This window comes from Orenia metallireducens (genome assembly GCF_001693735.1).
Classification (GTDB): Bacteria; Bacillota; Halanaerobiia; order Halobacteroidales; family Halobacteroidaceae; genus Orenia; species Orenia metallireducens.
Genome location: NZ_LWDV01000007.1, coordinates 226,553 through 243,517 on the forward strand (window position 1 = coordinate 226,553; position 16,965 = coordinate 243,517).

18 protein-coding genes and 2 pseudogenes are annotated in these 16,965 nt (G+C 31.6%); all 20 read right to left on the reverse strand.

The window, feature by feature from the left end; genetic code table 11:
- Positions 1-36 precede the first annotated feature (36 nt).
- Complete coding sequence (locus tag U472_RS03930; RefSeq protein ID WP_068715728.1) at positions 37-972, reverse strand: DUF4380 domain-containing protein; 936 nt, start codon at positions 970-972, stop codon at positions 37-39.
- Positions 973-1,030: 58 nt separating this feature from the next.
- A complete protein-coding gene (locus tag U472_RS03935) occupies positions 1,031-1,324 on the reverse strand; it encodes a YerC/YecD family TrpR-related protein (protein WP_068715729.1) in 294 nt (97 codons plus the stop codon).
- Positions 1,325-1,486: 162 nt separating this feature from the next.
- Positions 1,487-2,212 carry a GntR family transcriptional regulator gene (locus U472_RS03940; protein WP_068715730.1) on the reverse strand — a complete coding sequence of 242 codons (726 nt, stop codon included), beginning with the start codon at positions 2,210-2,212 and terminating at the stop codon, positions 1,487-1,489.
- A 473-nt stretch (positions 2,213-2,685) separates the two neighbouring features.
- Positions 2,686-4,089 (reverse strand): glycoside hydrolase family 1 protein, encoded by a 1,404-nt coding sequence (locus U472_RS03945; protein WP_068715732.1) that lies wholly within the window; start codon positions 4,087-4,089, stop codon positions 2,686-2,688.
- 202 nt (positions 4,090-4,291) lie between these two features.
- Positions 4,292-4,609, reverse strand: coding sequence for a PTS lactose/cellobiose transporter subunit IIA (locus U472_RS03950; protein WP_068715734.1), 318 nt, complete (start codon positions 4,607-4,609; stop codon positions 4,292-4,294).
- A 14-nt stretch (positions 4,610-4,623) separates the two neighbouring features.
- Positions 4,624-5,958, reverse strand: a complete 1,335-nt coding sequence (locus U472_RS03955; protein WP_068715736.1) for a PTS sugar transporter subunit IIC — start codon at positions 5,956-5,958, stop codon at positions 4,624-4,626.
- Between the two features lie 91 nt (positions 5,959-6,049).
- Positions 6,050-6,352 carry a PTS sugar transporter subunit IIB gene (locus U472_RS03960; protein WP_068715738.1) on the reverse strand — a complete coding sequence of 101 codons (303 nt, stop codon included), beginning with the start codon at positions 6,350-6,352 and terminating at the stop codon, positions 6,050-6,052.
- A 576-nt stretch (positions 6,353-6,928) separates the two neighbouring features.
- A pseudogene (locus tag U472_RS17155) lies at positions 6,929-7,507 on the reverse strand (oxidoreductase); the annotation flags it as partial.
- 704 nt (positions 7,508-8,211) lie between these two features.
- Complete coding sequence (locus U472_RS03970; protein WP_068715742.1) at positions 8,212-9,648, reverse strand: glycoside hydrolase family 1 protein; 1,437 nt, start codon at positions 9,646-9,648, stop codon at positions 8,212-8,214.
- 365 nt (positions 9,649-10,013) lie between these two features.
- Positions 10,014-10,283: pseudogene (locus U472_RS16125) on the reverse strand (HAD-IIB family hydrolase).
- A gap of 106 nt (positions 10,284-10,389) precedes the next feature.
- The gene (locus U472_RS03975; protein WP_068715744.1) at positions 10,390-11,727 is read right to left on the reverse strand and encodes a 6-phospho-beta-glucosidase; all 1,338 of its coding nucleotides are present in this window, start codon (positions 11,725-11,727) and stop codon (positions 10,390-10,392) included.
- Positions 11,727-12,056, reverse strand: coding sequence for a PTS lactose/cellobiose transporter subunit IIA (locus U472_RS03980; protein ID WP_068715746.1), 330 nt, complete (start codon positions 12,054-12,056; stop codon positions 11,727-11,729). Before U472_RS03980 ends, U472_RS03975 begins: the two co-directional genes overlap by 1 nt.
- Positions 12,057-12,119: 63 nt before the next feature.
- Positions 12,120-12,497, reverse strand: a complete 378-nt coding sequence (locus U472_RS03985; protein ID WP_068715748.1) for a PTS transporter subunit EIIC — start codon at positions 12,495-12,497, stop codon at positions 12,120-12,122.
- Positions 12,497-13,009: a PTS transporter subunit EIIC gene (locus U472_RS03990; protein WP_068715751.1), complete on the reverse strand. Its 513-nt coding sequence runs from the start codon at positions 13,007-13,009 to the stop codon at positions 12,497-12,499. The genes U472_RS03985 and U472_RS03990 overlap by 1 nt, the downstream gene beginning before the upstream one ends.
- Before the next feature lie 125 nt (positions 13,010-13,134).
- Positions 13,135-13,437 carry a PTS sugar transporter subunit IIB gene (locus U472_RS03995; RefSeq protein ID WP_068715753.1) on the reverse strand — a complete coding sequence of 101 codons (303 nt, stop codon included), beginning with the start codon at positions 13,435-13,437 and terminating at the stop codon, positions 13,135-13,137.
- 469 nt (positions 13,438-13,906) lie between these two features.
- Positions 13,907-14,482 carry a transposase gene (locus U472_RS16130; protein ID WP_083189740.1) on the reverse strand — a complete coding sequence of 192 codons (576 nt, stop codon included), beginning with the start codon at positions 14,480-14,482 and terminating at the stop codon, positions 13,907-13,909.
- A 9-nt stretch (positions 14,483-14,491) separates the two neighbouring features.
- Entirely contained in the window at positions 14,492-15,034 is a 543-nt protein-coding gene (locus U472_RS16135) for a transposase (RefSeq protein WP_083189741.1), read from the reverse strand.
- A gap of 740 nt (positions 15,035-15,774) precedes the next feature.
- Positions 15,775-16,122 carry an MFS transporter gene (locus tag U472_RS17630; RefSeq protein WP_141677943.1) on the reverse strand — a complete coding sequence of 116 codons (348 nt, stop codon included), beginning with the start codon at positions 16,120-16,122 and terminating at the stop codon, positions 15,775-15,777.
- A gap of 168 nt (positions 16,123-16,290) precedes the next feature.
- A complete protein-coding gene (locus U472_RS17635; protein WP_068715755.1) occupies positions 16,291-16,632 on the reverse strand; it encodes a hypothetical protein in 342 nt (113 codons plus the stop codon).
- 180 nt (positions 16,633-16,812) lie between these two features.
- Complete coding sequence (locus tag U472_RS17160; RefSeq protein WP_245684733.1) at positions 16,813-16,965, reverse strand: CidA/LrgA family protein; 153 nt, start codon at positions 16,963-16,965, stop codon at positions 16,813-16,815.

Sequence of the window (16,965 nt, forward strand, 5' to 3'; positions counted from 1 at the left end):
AATTCATATAAAAATAACCCCCTAAAAGGGGATTATCTAATAGATCAATTTTTTTATTATATCCTTTATTGTCATCTGATTATCCCAGCTATATAATTCCCACTCTTCAACAAAACCATATTCCTCTTCAGGAAGCAATTCAGATAAAGGACCATGAACCTCTATCTCAAAGTAGTTAAAGTTAGATATATCAAAAATTTCAACAGCACAACCATGACCAAAATTTGCACCTTCAAAGATAGGAAACCTCTTTAAATATCCCAGCCTTTTATCTCCTTTATCAATAATAGCCAGTACCCAACCTGCAGAAAAATCTGTCCCTATCTTAAACATCTTATCACCAAAACAATTAATAATAGCATAAAGTTCTTCATTGACTTCTAGTACTTTTATACCTTCTGTACCATCAGTGTCTATTAGGTTCTTAATCTTTTTAAAAGAGGAAATAGGCAAAATAACCTGTCCATTATCGGCAATTTGAGTTACATCCCACAATCCACACTCTTTATTCTCTAAACTGCAATTTTTCATGCCTTGTCCAATCTTTAAGCTATAAGAATCCCTTTCTAAGACAATGGTCCTAGTTAATTGCATCTTACTCTCTCTACAGATTGGACTTATAAGATTGACCTTAATCTTATCTTCACTATGATGATAGGTACACTTATAACTTCCTAATTCCAAATCAAGGTAAGGAGGCCAATCCCAATTACTTTGAGGAGATAACCAAGTCTTATAGCCACCTAAAGCAATATACTTGATTTTTTCTCTATATTCTTTAATATTATCAATCTCTAATAAGTCTAAGGTCATCCCTTGTAAGTTAGGTGCTGTATATAATATTTCATCCTCTTTATTAGAAAAACTGATAATCCGCCCTCCTACTTTAGGCAGAATAACTATACTTAAATACTTATTCTCTAACCTGTATGCCTCCCACCCTAGATACTCTATCTCTTCAATTTTTAACAAGACATACCCCCCTATCAAAGTTCTTATAACCTTATTATTTTTTATCACTATTTAATAGTTATTCATTATCCTTCATACGTTCTAAGATTAACTGATAACCATCAGCACCATAATTTAAACAACGTTTTACTCTACTAATAGTAGCAGTACTCGCTCCAGTAGTTTCAGCAATCTCTTCATATGTATAACCCTCATTTAACATACGTGCTACCTCTAGCCTTTGGGCTAAAGATTTTAGTTCATTGACAGTACTTATATCCTCAAAGAATTTATAACATTCTTCTTTATTATTTAATAATAAGATAGCTTCAAATAACTGATCAGTAAATTTATCTTTTAATTTAGAATTCAAAAATATACACCTCCACAAATTATTTACACTTAACCTCTTAACTATATTATAATAAACTTTCTAGCCTTTTACCAGTAATTTAACCTATTAAAGTATAAAAGTAGAATGATAAAAAAAGACCAGCCTGTAATACAAGCTGATTTTTAAAAATCAATAATATTATTAAGTTGTAGATACAGATTCAGTAGTTATAACATATCTATCTCCAGGATAAAAACTAAGACTGAACTCAACAGGATTGTCATTAGACAAAGTTACTCTTCTTCTCTTTAAAACCGCTTTACCCTGCTTAACTTTTAGTATATCACTTAACTCTTTATCTGCTTCTATTGCTTCAATCTCCTGAATAGTTTTAGTTAGAGTATATCCTTCTTCTCTAAGGTGCTGATAGATAGAATCTTTAGCTAAATCTAATTTTAATAATCCTGGAGCCAATGCATATGGGATATAAGACTTTTCAAAGGCAACAGGTATATCATCAGCAATTCTCAATCTAACTGTCAAAATTACCTTTTGATTATTATTAATCATTAATTTATCACAAATTAGCTCATTAGGAGAAATTACATCCTGTGAGAGAACTTTAGTTGAGGGTTTCTTACCCTCTGCTAACATAGTTTCAGTAAAACCTTTAAATTCGGTGAAGTCTTTTACCTTTTCTTCTGAAACAAAGGTTCCTTGACCCCTCTCTCTATATAAAATACCTTCTTCAATCAAATTACCAACAGCCTTACTAATAGTTGCTTTACTAAGATTAAACTCCTCACTTAATTGATTTAAAGAAGGAATTCTCTCTCCTGACTTATATTCTCCTATCTCTATTCTTCTTTTAATTATATTCTCTAATTGATAATATAATGGAATTGGACTGCTCTCATCTAATTTCATCCTATATCTCCTCTTTTACTTTAGTTATTTATCTCTATATAAGTTTTAATAACCTATACATTCCTTATTTATTACTGATATTAAACTGGTTTAATTTCTTTTAGAATCATTAATATAGCTTCTAGTTTATTATAACACTAGTTAATTTTACTTTCAAATAACCTAAATATTATTGAGATATACATATATAAGTTGAATTAATAATTTTAGTAAAAAAGATATAAATCACAACTTTTTTGACGCAGACTAAAATCTGACTAAGATTCGATTTAAAAGCTCAATTTATTTAATCTTTTATCTGCGTAAATCTGCGTCTAAACCTTCTTTTTATATTGATTTTAATATGAAGAACTTTAATTCAATCTATATAAATGAAAGCAATACTAATAAATTATTATAGCAAATATTAGAGAACTCCAAATTAAAATAGAAATTTGAATTACATTGTTACAATATTTGATTTAAAATGGTATCTAATCATTAAAACCATTATTCTGAGCTACTTCCTTAAACCAATATCCAGACTTTTTCATGGTTCTCTTTAAATCATCTTCAAGATCAACTTCAATAAATCCATATCTATTTTTGTAAGCATTCATCCAGGACCAATTATCCATTAGAGTCCACATATGGTAGCCATTAACATTACATCCTTCTTCTATTGCCTTGTGTAACCACTTCAAATGTTCTTTTACAAAATTAATTCTATAATCATCATCAATATATCCCTTTTTATTTCTAAATCGAGCTTCATCTTCAACTCCCATACCATTTTCAGAAATAAAGATTGGTAGGTTACCATAATTATCTTTGATATTAATTAATGTATCAAAGGTGCCCTTTGCGTAAATTTCCCATCCTCTATACCTATTCATTCTCTTACCTGGCATATCATAATACTCAAATAAATGTTCAGGTAAAAAAGGTGCCTTAGCATTTACAGCATTCTCCCTTACTTTAACCCTTCTAGGAAAATAATAATTAAATCCTAAAAATTCTACAACTCCTTCTTTTAATAAATTTTTATCACCCTCTTCAACTACAGGAAGCATATTTCTATCTGCCAATATACTTACTAGTTCTTCTGGGTAAGCTCCTTTAACACATGGATCTAAAAAACTCTTATTAAAGAATAAATCAGCAATTCTAGCAGCCTTTAAGTCAGCAGAATTATTACTTCTTGGATAAGAAGGTGTCAAGCTTAATACGATACCTATCCTTCCATCTTCTCTAACTTTACCTTCTGCTCTCATCTCTTTATAAAGATTAACTACTTTTGCACTAGAGATTGCAGTATTATAAGCCACTTGGATACCTCTTTTACAATCAACGACATCTGGATAGTGGAAATTATATAAATATCCACCTTCAACAGGGACAATAGGCTCATTATGAGTTACCCAATGCTTAACTCTATCTCCAAAAAGCTCAAAACATATCTTTGCATACTCTTCATAATAATTAACAACCTCTCTACTCTCAAAACCACCTAAATCCATCATTGCCATCGGCATATCAAAATGAAATAATGCAATTACAGGTTCAATATTATTTTCAATTAGTTTATCGATAAGATTATTATAAAAATCGACACCTTCTTGGTTTATCTCTCCAAAGCCCTTTGGAAATAATCTAGCCCACGAAATAGAGGTTCTAAAAGAGTTAAAATTTAACTCTTTCATTAACTCTATATCCTCTTCATATCTATTGTAAAAATCAGAAGTTACTTTAGGACCTACCCCATCAAAGAATCTATTTGGTTCTAATTTAAACCATCTATCCCAAGTAGTCTCTCCTCTCTTATCTGAGGCACCTTCAACTTGGAGTGCAGATACAGCAGCCCCCCACCAAAATCCTTCTGGAAATATATATTTCATCTTATTACCCCCTAAACTTATTTTATACAAATAAAAATTAGAAGTTTCCATCACTTCTATGCTGTAAAGGTTATCAATAACTGCTTTCTGGTATCATAATCAATTTATTCTATCCCTTAAGAGTTCTTAAGGGATAGAATAATATCTAGTTATAACCTTATACTCTTTACTTAAATGTCATAATCTTATATTTGAAACTAAACTATGCTTTAAGACTATGAATCTCTTTTTGCATTTGAATCATCTCTCCAATTAAATCTTTTGCTAAAGTAGCACTTGCTAAATGGTCTTGAGCATGAACCATCAAAATACTAACTTCATTCTTTTGCCCTTGAGCCTCTTTAGTAATCAATTCCGTTTGGATATCATGGGCCCTATGAAAGAAGTGATTAGCTTCTTTTAACCTCTCTTCAGCTTCATTAAATTTTCCTTCTTTAGCTAAAGCAAGAGCTTCAAAGGATACTCCCTTAGCGTTACCTGCTTCGGTAATAATCTTAAATACTATCTCTTCTGAACTCATATCTTCCCCTCCCCTTATAAACTAATAGAACCTTCTGCTATATCATCTTGCTGTTCTTCTCTTTCTTTATCAACAAGTTGCTTCTCATAAGCCTTAAAGAATGGATAATACATTAATCCTCCTAAAGCTGCTAGAACTATTACCAAAACCCCAGCTCTCCAATCAAGTGTTGATAAGAATGCTCCAATTGGTGCTGGAGTAGTCCAAGGTGGATTGATAAATGCCTTTCCAACCCAACCAAATTTAACTACAAAGTAAGCTATTACACCCAAAATAGGTTGCACAAAAACAAAAGGGATAAACATAATTGGATTTAATACCAAAGGAGAACCAAAGATAACTGGCTCATTGATATTAAATAGACTTGGTAGTAGACTCAATTTACCAATACTTTTAAGTTGCTTAGAACGACTCTTTAGATATAAGAATACCAATGCTAATGTAGCACCTGAACCACCAATTACTACAAAGTAAGACCAAAATGGTGTTGTATAAACATACTTCATTGACTCTCCTGCTACACGAAGTTCTGCGTTTCTCATCCAATTTTGATCTAAAAATGCTTGTTGAATAGCCCCAACAGTTGACGCTCCATGGATACCAGTAAACCATAATAATTGGCATAATAAAGCAAAGAAGAATACTCCAAAGGGGCTATCTACTGCATTTACTGCTGGTGCCATCATTGCCATAATAGCCTGTGGTAATAACATACCTGTTGTACTTTGAATAATTAGACTAATAAAATAGAAGATTGTCATCAGGATAAAGGCTGGTATTAAAGTAGCAAAAGAACTAGCTACTGCTGGCGGAACACCATCTGGCATTTTAATTGTAATTTCTCTCTCTTCTAAAAACTTTAATAATTCAACACTTAAAATTCCAATAATTATTGCTGTAAATAAGCCTTTAGCATCAAGATAAGCCATTGAGAGTGTACCATCTGTAGCTGGTGCAGAGACTAATAAATAACTCATAAGCCCCATTCCAATACTCGATAATGGATTTAACTTATAAGTTTTAGCTAAACTATAACTGATACCAATTACTGCAAAGATACCTAATAAAGCCATTGTCATTTGAAAGGGCATCATAATAGCATCACCATTGGCATCAGCCCAACTCTTCCATACTAATAATAATCTTATAAGAAAATTAGGATTAGAACCTACTCTACTAGGGTCTACTGGTGGAAATCTTAAAATCAATGCCGCACTTCCCACAATTGTAAAAGGAATCGTACTAATTAAACCATCTCTAACTGCTCTTAAGTGTCTTTGATTTGATATTTGACCCATGACTGGCATAAATTTATTCTCTAAAAAATCAAAAAATTTATTTTTCCCCATATTAAATCCTCCTATATTTTTTATAAATTTAGAGTATTAATACTTCTAATCTTTTCTTATAAACTTATAAATAGTAGTATCACTCTATTTATTACTTAACCATTTCTAAAGCCTGCTCCAAAACCTTAGCTCCATTTACCAGCCCATAAGCTGCTGAATCAATTACAGCTACTGGTATCCCATATTCACCTGCAATCTTCTTAAATTCATTTTCCTTATATCTGATTTGAGGACCTAATAAGACAACATCATAATCCTCTACTACATCTTCAAATACATCTACCGCCTCAGCTTTAATAAATGCTTCTAATCCCTTAGTTTCAGCCGCCTCCTTCATCTTTTCTACCATTAAACTAGTACTCATCCCAGCATTACAAGTTAATAAAATCTTCATAAAATTTACCTCCTTAAATTAAATAATTTAGATAAAGTACTATCTTATATAGATATGTGAATTTAAAATTTTAAACTCACATATCTATATTATAAACTTATATTTAGGAAAAACTATTTAGATTATATTCTTAACCCCTTATAAGCATACAATTCTATACTAGTAGTGTACACCACCTTCTTAGACAAAAATATTTTTTATAGATCATGAAAAATTAAAATCAAACCTACTTCTTAACTATATCCTTATCATCTTAAAAATAGTAAGTCAAATTTTAAATTTACATACCCAATCATTATAAACTTATATCTTTGGCAAGAGCTATTTAGACTGTATTTCGTTATATTATAATTATATAGCCCTATACTAGTGGTGTATACCACCCTCTGGAACAAAAAATATTTTTCATCTATAATTAGTATAACAAAAGTTATTTCTGTTTTCAAGTAATTTTTCTTTTATTAAGGCAAATAATAGAATTATCCTTTAAAATCCTCTTCATCTATCCAACAATTTTTATGAAATAACTTAACTTTATTTAGTAAAAGATATAAAAAACGTGGAAGACTCCACTCTTAACAAGCGATACTTCTTTTCCTTGCTCCCACCATATTCATCACTTCTATGATTAGTTAAAGGTGACAGAAATTGATTGATTAGATATCCATAGGCAGCATGAATCTCAATAATATCAAACCCAACCTCCTTAGCTCTGATTGCTCCTTTTTGAAAGGCATGGATGGTCTCTTTAATCTCTGTTATAGTCATCTCCTTGGGAGTATGTATATCCTCTCCATAGGTAATTGGGGAAGGTGCAATAATCTCACCATTTAATTTAGCCTTACGCCCTGCATGGGCTAGCTAGATACCAATCTTTGAACCATTTTGATGGACTGAATCCATTAACCTCTTTAACCCTTCAACCTGTTGATCATTCCAAATCCCCAAATCATAAGGTGAGATACGACCTTGAGGTGTTACTGCTGTTGCTTCAGTCATTCATAATCAGCCCCACTTGACCTACTGCTCTATTAGTATAATGGGTTAAATACCAATCGGTTGCCTTTCCATCTTCTTTTTCAACAAAATACATACACATTGGTGACATTACAATTCTATTCTCAATTCAACACTTTTGATTTTATATGATGAGATGAAGAGTACTTGAGCAGTAGTATTATCAATATCTAATAATAAAATTAATAGATAAGCTAGAATTGGTCTGATAATTAAGCAGATAAGACTAGCTATATAAACATCTGCCCCCTACCAGCATTATAAAAATCCACAGTATGAGTTATCAAAGTCTGAACAAGTAAGACCCTAATCTGTACAGAGATAGTGTAAGTAGCAAAAGAAGTCTCACCAAAAACTAAAGCTATTAAAGGAAGAGAAAAGTTCCCTAAATTATAGAACATAATAGTATTTTTAAAAGCACTTTCTTTTGCTATAGTGTATCCTCATAATTTTGAAATTATCACACTTACTACTGCAAGACCTATAAGAAACAATGCTGCAAATAACAAAACCTTTAATAGCCTTGTATCTATCATAATCTCATATATCTTCACAAAGACTAGAGAAGGGACAAAGATTTTACTTAAAGAATTGATATCAAACTTGAGCTTTTTAGCCAATAGATAACCTAAAGTAATTATTAAAAAAATTGGTGATATGTTATTAAATAGTACAAATAAAAAGACCTCTACTTGTCTTCCTCCTTATTATTCTAATAACTCCTTATCAATAGACAATTTAAGCAACAATATTATAGTTCAAGATAAATGTATATACCCCTTCTAACAAATACAAAGAGAAGGACTTACCTTAAAAACTCAAGATAAGTCCCCTCTCCAAGCTTAATCTTGCTCTTTGTCTTCTGCTATTATTGCACCATTACTTGTAATGACATCTCTATACCAATAGAAACTCTTCTTTCTGATTCTTCTTAAATCTTTTAAGTCAAATTCCTCTCTATTGACATAGATAAATCCATAACGCTTACTAGAACCTTGGTGAGTACTAACCAAATCTATTGCTGACCATGGACAATAACCAAATAACTCAATCCCATCAGAGATTGCTAATTGGCATTGTTTTATATGTTTTTTAAGATACTCAATTCGATAATCATCATTAACAACATCGCCTTCTTCTAATTTATCAAAGGCACCTAAACCATTCTCTGTTACTATTAATGGTAGATTATAACGACTATAGATTTCACGTAAGGTAATACGGAAACCAACAGGGTCAATCTCCCAGCCAAACTCTGTCTTCTCTAAATATTGATTAGTATGTCCTTTATAAACACCTTCTTCACCAATTACAATCTGTTGATCTCCAGTACTATTCTTAGCATTATCATCACCTGTACTTGCCTCTACAGTAGCTGTATTATAATAGTTAAAGGCAATAAAGTCTGGTCTAGCATCATCATCTGCTAAAATTTCCATATCACCCTCTTGAATCTCTGGTACATAACCTTTCTCTTCAAAATAACTCCACGCAATACTATTATAATGTCCAAAGCATGCCATATCTAAATATAACCAGTTTCTAATGGCACTAAAATTATTAGCTGCTAAGACATCTTCAGGTTTAGATGTAGCTGGATAAACAGCAGATATATTCGGTGCTGGACCAATCATGGCATCATCTATCATCTGATGGCATAATATCATTGCCCTTGCTTGAGCTAACATCATATGGTGGTTCTGTTGATATAGCTCCTTCTCTGGATTCTCTAAATTAGGATCAACGGTACCAATAGCGTCTCCATGAAGAATCATCATATTCTGTTCATTTATTGTCAACCAATACTTAACCCTGTCACCAAAGTTCTCATATAATATCTTAGCATAATTTTCAAAGGCATCAATAGTCTCTCGATTAGACCATCCTCCCTTCTCTTGTAAAGCATAAGGTAGGTCAAAATGATACATTGTGACAAGAGGTTCGATATCGTGAGCAATCAATTCATCGATTAAATTATTGTAAAACTCAATCCCCTTAGGATTGATTTTACCTGTTCCATCAGGATAAATACGAGTCCAAGCGATAGAAAATCGGTAGGTTTTAAAGCCCATCTCGGCCAATAAAGCAATATCTTCTTTATAACGGTGATAGTGGTCACTTGCTACCTTAAAGTCTGTTACTCCTTCTGGGTGTTTAGCCATATCGATAACTGAAGGTCCTTTACCATCCTCATCCCATGCTCCCTCTATCTGATATGCTGAAGTTGAAGCACCCCATAAAAAATCATCTGGAAAAGCTTTCAAAGATTCATAATACATAAAAACATTCCTCCTTTTAAAATTTTAGTTATAAAATCTTTCAAATATTTTCTTTTCTAAATACGACTATGTTCTATTCAAACTATATAGATCATAGTAGTTAATGGGTAAATTGCGACACTTTTACTTTAACTCCGCAACCAAATTGCTTATTGTTATCATTAACTAGATTTTTTAATCAAATTTTAATTGAATTCTAAAATCTCAATTCAATTTTTGCTTCGTTCAAACAGAAATTTTTTCGACTTAAAACCTTTAAAGTCTTTTAAACGCTACATTAAAATAGAAGTCTAACCCTAAAATAGCTATAAAGATAAAACGATTTATCAATAAAGCCACTGGAATAAATAGTAGCAACCTCAAGATTACCGTAAAATTGAGATAACATCTTCTTTTCCAATTGGTTTATTAAATATTACCTCACCATTGAAGTCCACAATGTGACTACCATTAGTAGTTAAATAAGCCAAGCCTGGTATATCTTGTGTTAACCTCTGAGCTTCTCCATAATTTCTTCCAGTAGCAATAACTACCTTATAACCTTTAATGATAAGTCACTTTAAAACATCTTTATTTCTTTTAGATATACTAACCTTTGAATTTAATAAGGTACCATCCATATCAAGTAATATCATCTCTATCTCATGATTAAACACCTATCACACCTAACAGTCATATAAAAGAAAAGACTTATCTTAAATCTCAAGATAAGCCCTCTCTTAAAATATTTTTATTACTAAGCTATTTTACTCTACCAGACTCAACTACAGCTTTAAATTGAGGTAGATAATCAATATTCTCTTTGATAATATCATCTAATAATGGCTTAGCAATACTGCTTTCTACCAATGGATGAATAACTAACGCTTGTAATGCAGCATCATAATCTCCATATACCCCTGCCTCTACAGCCAATGCTTCATACTCATTTACTACTTGTAATAAACCTTTTACTTTAGAAGGTAATGGTTTAACATTTAATGGATGTGCACCTTCTTTATCTACATAACAAGTCCTTTCGATTGCTGAATCATTTGGTAAACAATCTACTGTTCCATTATTTTGGATATTAACATAATGAATTGTTCCTTTATCATTATAGATTGCACTGATTAAATCACAAGCAGCATCAGAGTAATATTGACCTCCACGTTGCTCTAATTGCTTTGGTTTCACTTTTAAATTTGGGTCTTTGTATAATTCAAATAGCTCTGCTTCTACCTTTTTAACTACCTCTCCACGAGTTCCTTTAGTCTTAGCAGAATCTATCTCTTCTTCTAGCATCTTAGCTGTTAGATAATAGTATCTGTGGTATGGACAAGGCATCATGCCTAATGACTTAAGAAGATCATCTCCCCATCCAAAATCAGGAATATTTTCAACCTCTTTTCCTTGACCAAAGATTAACTTTTCAATTACCTCATCAATCTTACTTTCACCTTTGTAGATAACATCTCTCCCCCAGACAAGGTGATTTAATCCTACTAGATCCATTCTCACACCTGCTCTATCTACACCTAAGATATCAGCACTGATCATATGCATCTTAACTGGAACATTACATAGACCGATAGATTTTACATTTGTATGCTTATTAACAGTTTCTGTAATGATTCCACTTGGGTTAGTAAAGTTAATTAACCATGCATCTGGAGCTAACTCTTCAATATCCTTACAGATATCTAAGATTACAGGAATAGTTCTTAAAGCCTTAGCTAATCCACCTGCTCCTGTAGTCTCTTGACCGATACAGTTATACCTTAATGGAATCTTCTCATCTCTAATTCTGGCATCTAATAAACCTACCCTAAATTGAGTTGTTACAAAGTCTGCATCTTTAATGGCTTCTCTTCTATCTAAAGTTAAGTGAATCTTCATATCTACTCCAGCCTCTTCAACCATTCTTTGAGCTAGCTTTCCAACGATATCTAATTTCCACTTACCCTCTTCAATATCTACTAAATATAAATCTTTAACTGGAAGTTCATCATATCTTTTGATAAAACCTTCAACTATCTCAGGAGTATAACTACTTCCTCCACCAATTGTTGCAATCTTCAAGCCTCTTTTAGTTGCCATTAGCAATCACCAGCTTTTTTAAGTTCATAAATCTCTCTTTGCATCTTAATCATCTCTGTAACTAAGTCCTTAGTTAAAGTTGCAGTAGCTAAATGGTCTTGAGCATGAACCATCAAAATACCTACCTCAGTCTTCTCACCTTGTGCTTCTTTAGTAATTAGCTCAGTTTGAATGTCATGAGCATTATGGAAAAACTGATTACATTCTTTTAATTTTGCCTCTGCTTCTTCAAACTTACCTTCTCTTGCTAATGCTAAAGCTTCAAAAGCTATCCCTTTGGCATTACCTGCTTCTGTTATAATAGTAAAGATTATCTCTTCAGAACTCATCTTAATTTCCCCCTTATAAACTCAATATCTTGTAACCTTATAAATTTATTATCTTAAATAGCCTTATAATCTTAAGGTAGTAATAAAAGCTCCAATTGGTGCTGGAGTAGTCCAAGGTGAGTTAACAAAGGCTTTTCCTACCCAACCCCATTTAGTTGCAAAATAAGCTATTACTCCAAGTATAGGAGTTGTAAATACAAATGGAATAAATATAATTGGATTCAATACAAGTGGTGCACCACAGATAACTGGCTCATTAATATTGAATAAACTTGGTATTATAGCTACCTTTCCAATACTACTTAACTGCTTAGAACGACTTCTTAGTAATAAGAAAGCTAATGTTGCACCTGAACTACCAATAACCATAAAGAAGCTCCAGAACGATCTTGTATAAATAAATTGCATCGCTTCACCAGCTACACGCATATCTGCATCCATCATAAGGAACTCATTACTGCTGGTGGTACACCAGCAGGCATCTTAATCTTAATATCTCTTTCTTCCATAAATCTAAGAATCTCTATTGATAATAAACCAACAACAATCGCAGTAAAGAGACCTTTAACATCAAGATAAGCCATCGGTAAGGCTCCATTTGCCGCTGGAGCTGAAGCTACCAAATAGGACATTAATCCCATTCCTACACCAGATAAGGGATCTAATTTATAAGTTTTAGCCATATTATAGGAGATACCAATTACTGCAAACAAACCTGATAGAACCATGGTCATTTGGAATGGCACCATTATCGCAGCACCATTAGCATCTGCCCACGCCTTCCAAGCCAATAACATTCTGATAAGAACTCCAGGGTCTGCTCCTACCTTAGTTGGATCTACAGGTGGATATCTCAAAATTAAAGGGGCACTACCTAAGATTGTAAAAGGAATAATACTGATTAATCCATCACGAACTGCTCCCAAGTATCTTTGATTACCAACTTTAGCCATACTTAAACCCTCTTTTATTTATACGATACCTATGGTATAATTTGAAATAGATAATTTTTTATTTTTTGGTGTATCTTCTGTCATTCCCATTAATAGACGGTGGATACATCTTTTTTATACTCTTATTACTTAATAAGTCCTAAAGCTTGATCTAAAACCTTTGCTCCATTTACCATCCCATAAGCTACTGAATCAATCACCTCTACTGGAATATCATGTTCAGCACCAATCTTCTTAAATTCCGCTAACTTATATCTAACTTGAGGTCCTAATAATACTACATCATATTCAGTTACTAAATCTACAAACTTATCTACTGGCTCTGCTTTAATAATAGCATCTAAACATCTCTCCTTTGCTGCTTTTTTCATTTTTTCCACTATCAAACTAGTACTCATTCCAGCTGCACAAGTTAATAAAATCTTCATTATTGTTCTCCCCCTTAATTAAAATAATTTTCCTTAAATCATTTATCAAAAATTCGCTAATATAACTATATCAAAGTCACACTCAAACCCTTTCTATTATCACCCCCACTAAATAATCATTTACTGTCCCAATCCCTTAAGATTATATACTTATTTAAGTTATATAATCCTTATAAGACAAGAACCCACCAGAGACATCTTTAATTTAAATGTCTAAAGGTAGGCTCTTATTATATACTTATTATAGTCTTATTATAATCTTATACCCTAATATTTAATTAAGCAAATTTCAAAATCAATTTCTCTATAAAGAAAAATAATTTTAGAACTATGAATTTATCAAACTTTTATTTAAAATTAGATAAATAATACCATTAAAATCAATTGTAAAAAAATGCAACTTGTTTTTGGGTATAGTTACTCCCTAGAATCTTAAAAACATTTTTTAAGGTAATTAGCTATATTTAAATTAAGTTAATTTTAAAGTTGGAGAGTTGATTTTTTCAATAGTAATTTTAGAAGTTATCAATGCTATACAACTTAAAAGTACATGAGTTCTCACTTTTTTAGCACCCATGACTTTTACATTTTCAAGGTTTAAGTTTTCTTTTAATCTAGAAAAACATCGTTCTATACTTGTTCTTTTGTTGTATGCCTTTTGCCAGTTTTCTGACCCTCTATGGGGAATGGATACAAATCGTGGATTATCTTTAACTCTAGTTTTAACAACTCTTCCATAGTTAGAGTCTGAACACCATGCAGAAACATGGGGACAATTAACTTTACCCAAAACATGAGGACATCTAAATTTATTGCAACCATTATAATGACCCCAATAAATTATTCTATAACTGACACTACATTCTGGGATTCCATTAAAATCATATCCTGAATCCATAGCCCAATATTTAGGAATAATTTGATTATTTTCTTTAAGAAATTGAGGTGTGCCTTTAACTAAAGATAATGCATTTTCAGAATCAGCTTGATTAGCTGGAGTAATATTAAAAGCTAGAGGTAATTCACTTTTAGAATCACAAGCCATATGAACTTTTCAACCATACCATTTAAGCTGATTACCATGACAATCATTTTTGGAACCCCAATCAGGGGTGTTAGGATTATTTATGTCAATTTGTTTTCTAGGTTTTGCTCGTTCATAAGATTCTAGTGCACTTGAATCTATAGATACAGTTTCTATATCTATAAGATTCATTTTTAAAGCTTTATTCAGCAACTCTAAATAAAAGTTTTCTAATGATGTACCTTCAACCAACTTATTATAATAACGACTAAAATTTGCTTCACTAGGAATATTGCCGATGATATCAAAACCACATACATATCTAAACACTGGATCATTATTTAATCTTTTTATCATTGTTTTTCTTTTGGGTATTTGTTCTATTTGCTGAGCTAAAAGAGCTCTAACTATAGGCGTAGGATTGTAATCACTACGACCTCTATCAAAATTATTTTTAATTTCTCTAGATATTTGAGTAAGATCCAAATTTTCAAAAATTAATTCCAATCTGTTCTTTGGTTGCATACTCATTATATCTTCAAAGGAAAATAAACACTCTTGTCGAATATACATAGTATCTTCACCTCTATTTTGTCTTTATATTTTGTGTAGGTACTCAATGTATTCGACAAAAATGGGGTGAAGTCTTTTTTGTATAGCTAAAAAACCTTAAAATACAGTTAGGGTATAGACGTCTATACCAAAAGAACTAAAACAAATAACATCTCATCTAAATTAATTATAGCATAAATATCTTTATCTTACAAGAGAATCATATTATTTTTTCCAAGGTACTTTAGAATTTTTTAATTAAGGCAATTTAACCAAATTTATCATTATAACCTCTCATAAAAATAAATTTCTTGAAATCAGGATATAGACACCTATACCGCAACTTATTCTACTTCTTGGTGTAGAGGTCTATACCAAGAAGTAGAATAAACTAATTTTTATCTGATTTAATTATAGCATAGTTCATTTTATTTTACAAGAGATTTATAATATTTTTAAAAATATTATATCAATAAAATTAAGTCTTATCACCTCTCACAAGTACAGATTAAGGATAATTTTATCTTAACAAATTAAACTATACCACTTCCTTTGACAGACTCTCCTCCATAGACATATCATCTATTTTGAACTCCCTATTAGTAATTATAGTTATTGATATACAGTAGCCATTATTCCTGTACAACCATAAAGTAGAGCTTTAACCCCAAAATAATCTCTAACTAATCCTCCTAGGAAATTGGCTAATATACCACCTAAGCCCAAATAAGAACAGGTTGCAAAAGTTTGTGCAGTAGTCTTTAAACTATCAGGAGCAATTTGATTATAGTTGGCAAGAATACCGCAAAGGATAGCGCTTGTAACATTCCAATACCAATAATCATAATTGGAGAAGTTGCCAAAGATAATAGAGTAAGTCTAATTATATAGAATATAGCTGAAAATAAAAGTATAACTCTATACTTATACTTTATAATAAACTTCTTAGACAGAAATAACATAGGCATCTCACTGATTGCAATAAAGAACAGAGCAAGCCCCTGATGGCTAGTTGTCCCCCCTACATTTTTAGGAACATTGGCAGAAAACTTATCATAATTGTATTTGGCATAAACATCATAGTTGCTATAATAACCAAATAAATATATTCAAAATTCTTAAATAAAGAGAATGGATTTATTGCTTTCTCTTCCTTGTTTTAATTATCACCGACTAAATCCTCCCTCTGATAACCGTCTTCTATTTTAGAAGTAATGATTGATTAGCCAACTTATTCCCACTACAGATAAAGCAGCTAAAAATCCACCCGCTACTCCCTAACATCTAATCATTTTATCCCAAACAAATCTTAATAATATAGGAAATAAAAAGGCTTCAAAGATATTCCTTAAAACATACTTCCCAGGCATATAAATAACCCCTTTTATCTTAAATTCAAACTGATTTTTTAACATATTTATATTTCCACCATTTATTATCTCATTATCTTCTTCTACCTTCTTATCTATCCACTTCTCTATTGACCAAATAGCTCCTCTACCTAGTGTTCCACCAATAATCACCAAAAATAATGTAGGAAAAGATTCTATGATAGAATAGGTCAAACCTATCATAGATACATCTCTCATAATACCAGCTATTGCAATCCCTACAGCCATATCAACCTAGACAACTTCTTCATCATTCTCTATCAAACCAAACATAGGTAATAAATCCAAGATAAGGTGTATTTAATAGCTCTATCATAATGGCCGTCCTTTCTTTATAAATTGAATAGTTAGTCCTGTCACAACTATTACAACTACTGTTGAAATAAAGACACTAGTAAAGATAGGTAATCATTCCTCCTTCAATAAATCGAGGTTATTAACCAAGCTAATTCCAGGTTGTATAAAGAATATTGCTAGATGATCTAACAAAAATTTAGCTATATCATCTATCATCTCCAATTTAATAATTCCTTTAGACAATAAAGCTAACAAAATAACCAT

Bases quoted from the DNA above. Each gene is read 5' to 3' on its own strand.
- U472_RS03940 (WP_068715730.1), bottom strand. From the start codon at position 2,212: ATGAAATTAGATGAGAGCAGTCCAATTCCATTATATTATCAATTAGAG.
- U472_RS03945 (WP_068715732.1), bottom strand. From the start codon at position 4,089: ATGAAATATATATTTCCAGAAGGATTTTGGTGGGGGGCTGCTGTATCT.
- U472_RS03970 (WP_068715742.1), bottom strand. From the start codon at position 9,648: ATGTATTATGAATCTTTGAAAGCTTTTCCAGATGATTTTTTATGGGGT.
- U472_RS03990 (WP_068715751.1), bottom strand. From the start codon at position 13,009: ATGGCTAAAGTTGGTAATCAAAGATACTTGGGAGCAGTTCGTGATGGA.
- U472_RS16135 (WP_083189741.1), bottom strand. From the start codon at position 15,034: ATGTATATTCGACAAGAGTGTTTATTTTCCTTTGAAGATATAATGAGT.
- U472_RS17635 (WP_068715755.1), bottom strand. From the start codon at position 16,632: ATGGCTGTAGGGATTGCAATAGCTGGTATTATGAGAGATGTATCTATG.
- U472_RS03980 (WP_068715746.1), bottom strand. From the start codon at position 12,056: ATGAGTTCTGAAGAGATAATCTTTACTATTATAACAGAAGCAGGTAAT.
- U472_RS03950 (WP_068715734.1), bottom strand. From the start codon at position 4,609: ATGAGTTCAGAAGAGATAGTATTTAAGATTATTACCGAAGCAGGTAAC.
- U472_RS03960 (WP_068715738.1), bottom strand. From the start codon at position 6,352: ATGAAGATTTTATTAACTTGTAATGCTGGGATGAGTACTAGTTTAATG.
- U472_RS16130 (WP_083189740.1), bottom strand. From the start codon at position 14,482: ATGGCTTGTGATTCTAAAAGTGAATTACCTCTAGCTTTTAATATTACT.
- U472_RS17160 (WP_245684733.1), bottom strand. From the start codon at position 16,965: ATGGTTATTTTGTTAGCTTTATTGTCTAAAGGAATTATTAAATTGGAG.
- U472_RS03985 (WP_068715748.1), bottom strand. From the start codon at position 12,497: ATGGATGCAGATATGCGTGTAGCTGGTGAAGCGATGCAATTTATTTAT.
- U472_RS03975 (WP_068715744.1), bottom strand. From the start codon at position 11,727: ATGGCAACTAAAAGAGGCTTGAAGATTGCAACAATTGGTGGAGGAAGT.
- U472_RS03955 (WP_068715736.1), bottom strand. From the start codon at position 5,958: ATGGGGAAAAATAAATTTTTTGATTTTTTAGAGAATAAATTTATGCCA.
- U472_RS03995 (WP_068715753.1), bottom strand. From the start codon at position 13,437: ATGAAGATTTTATTAACTTGTGCAGCTGGAATGAGTACTAGTTTGATA.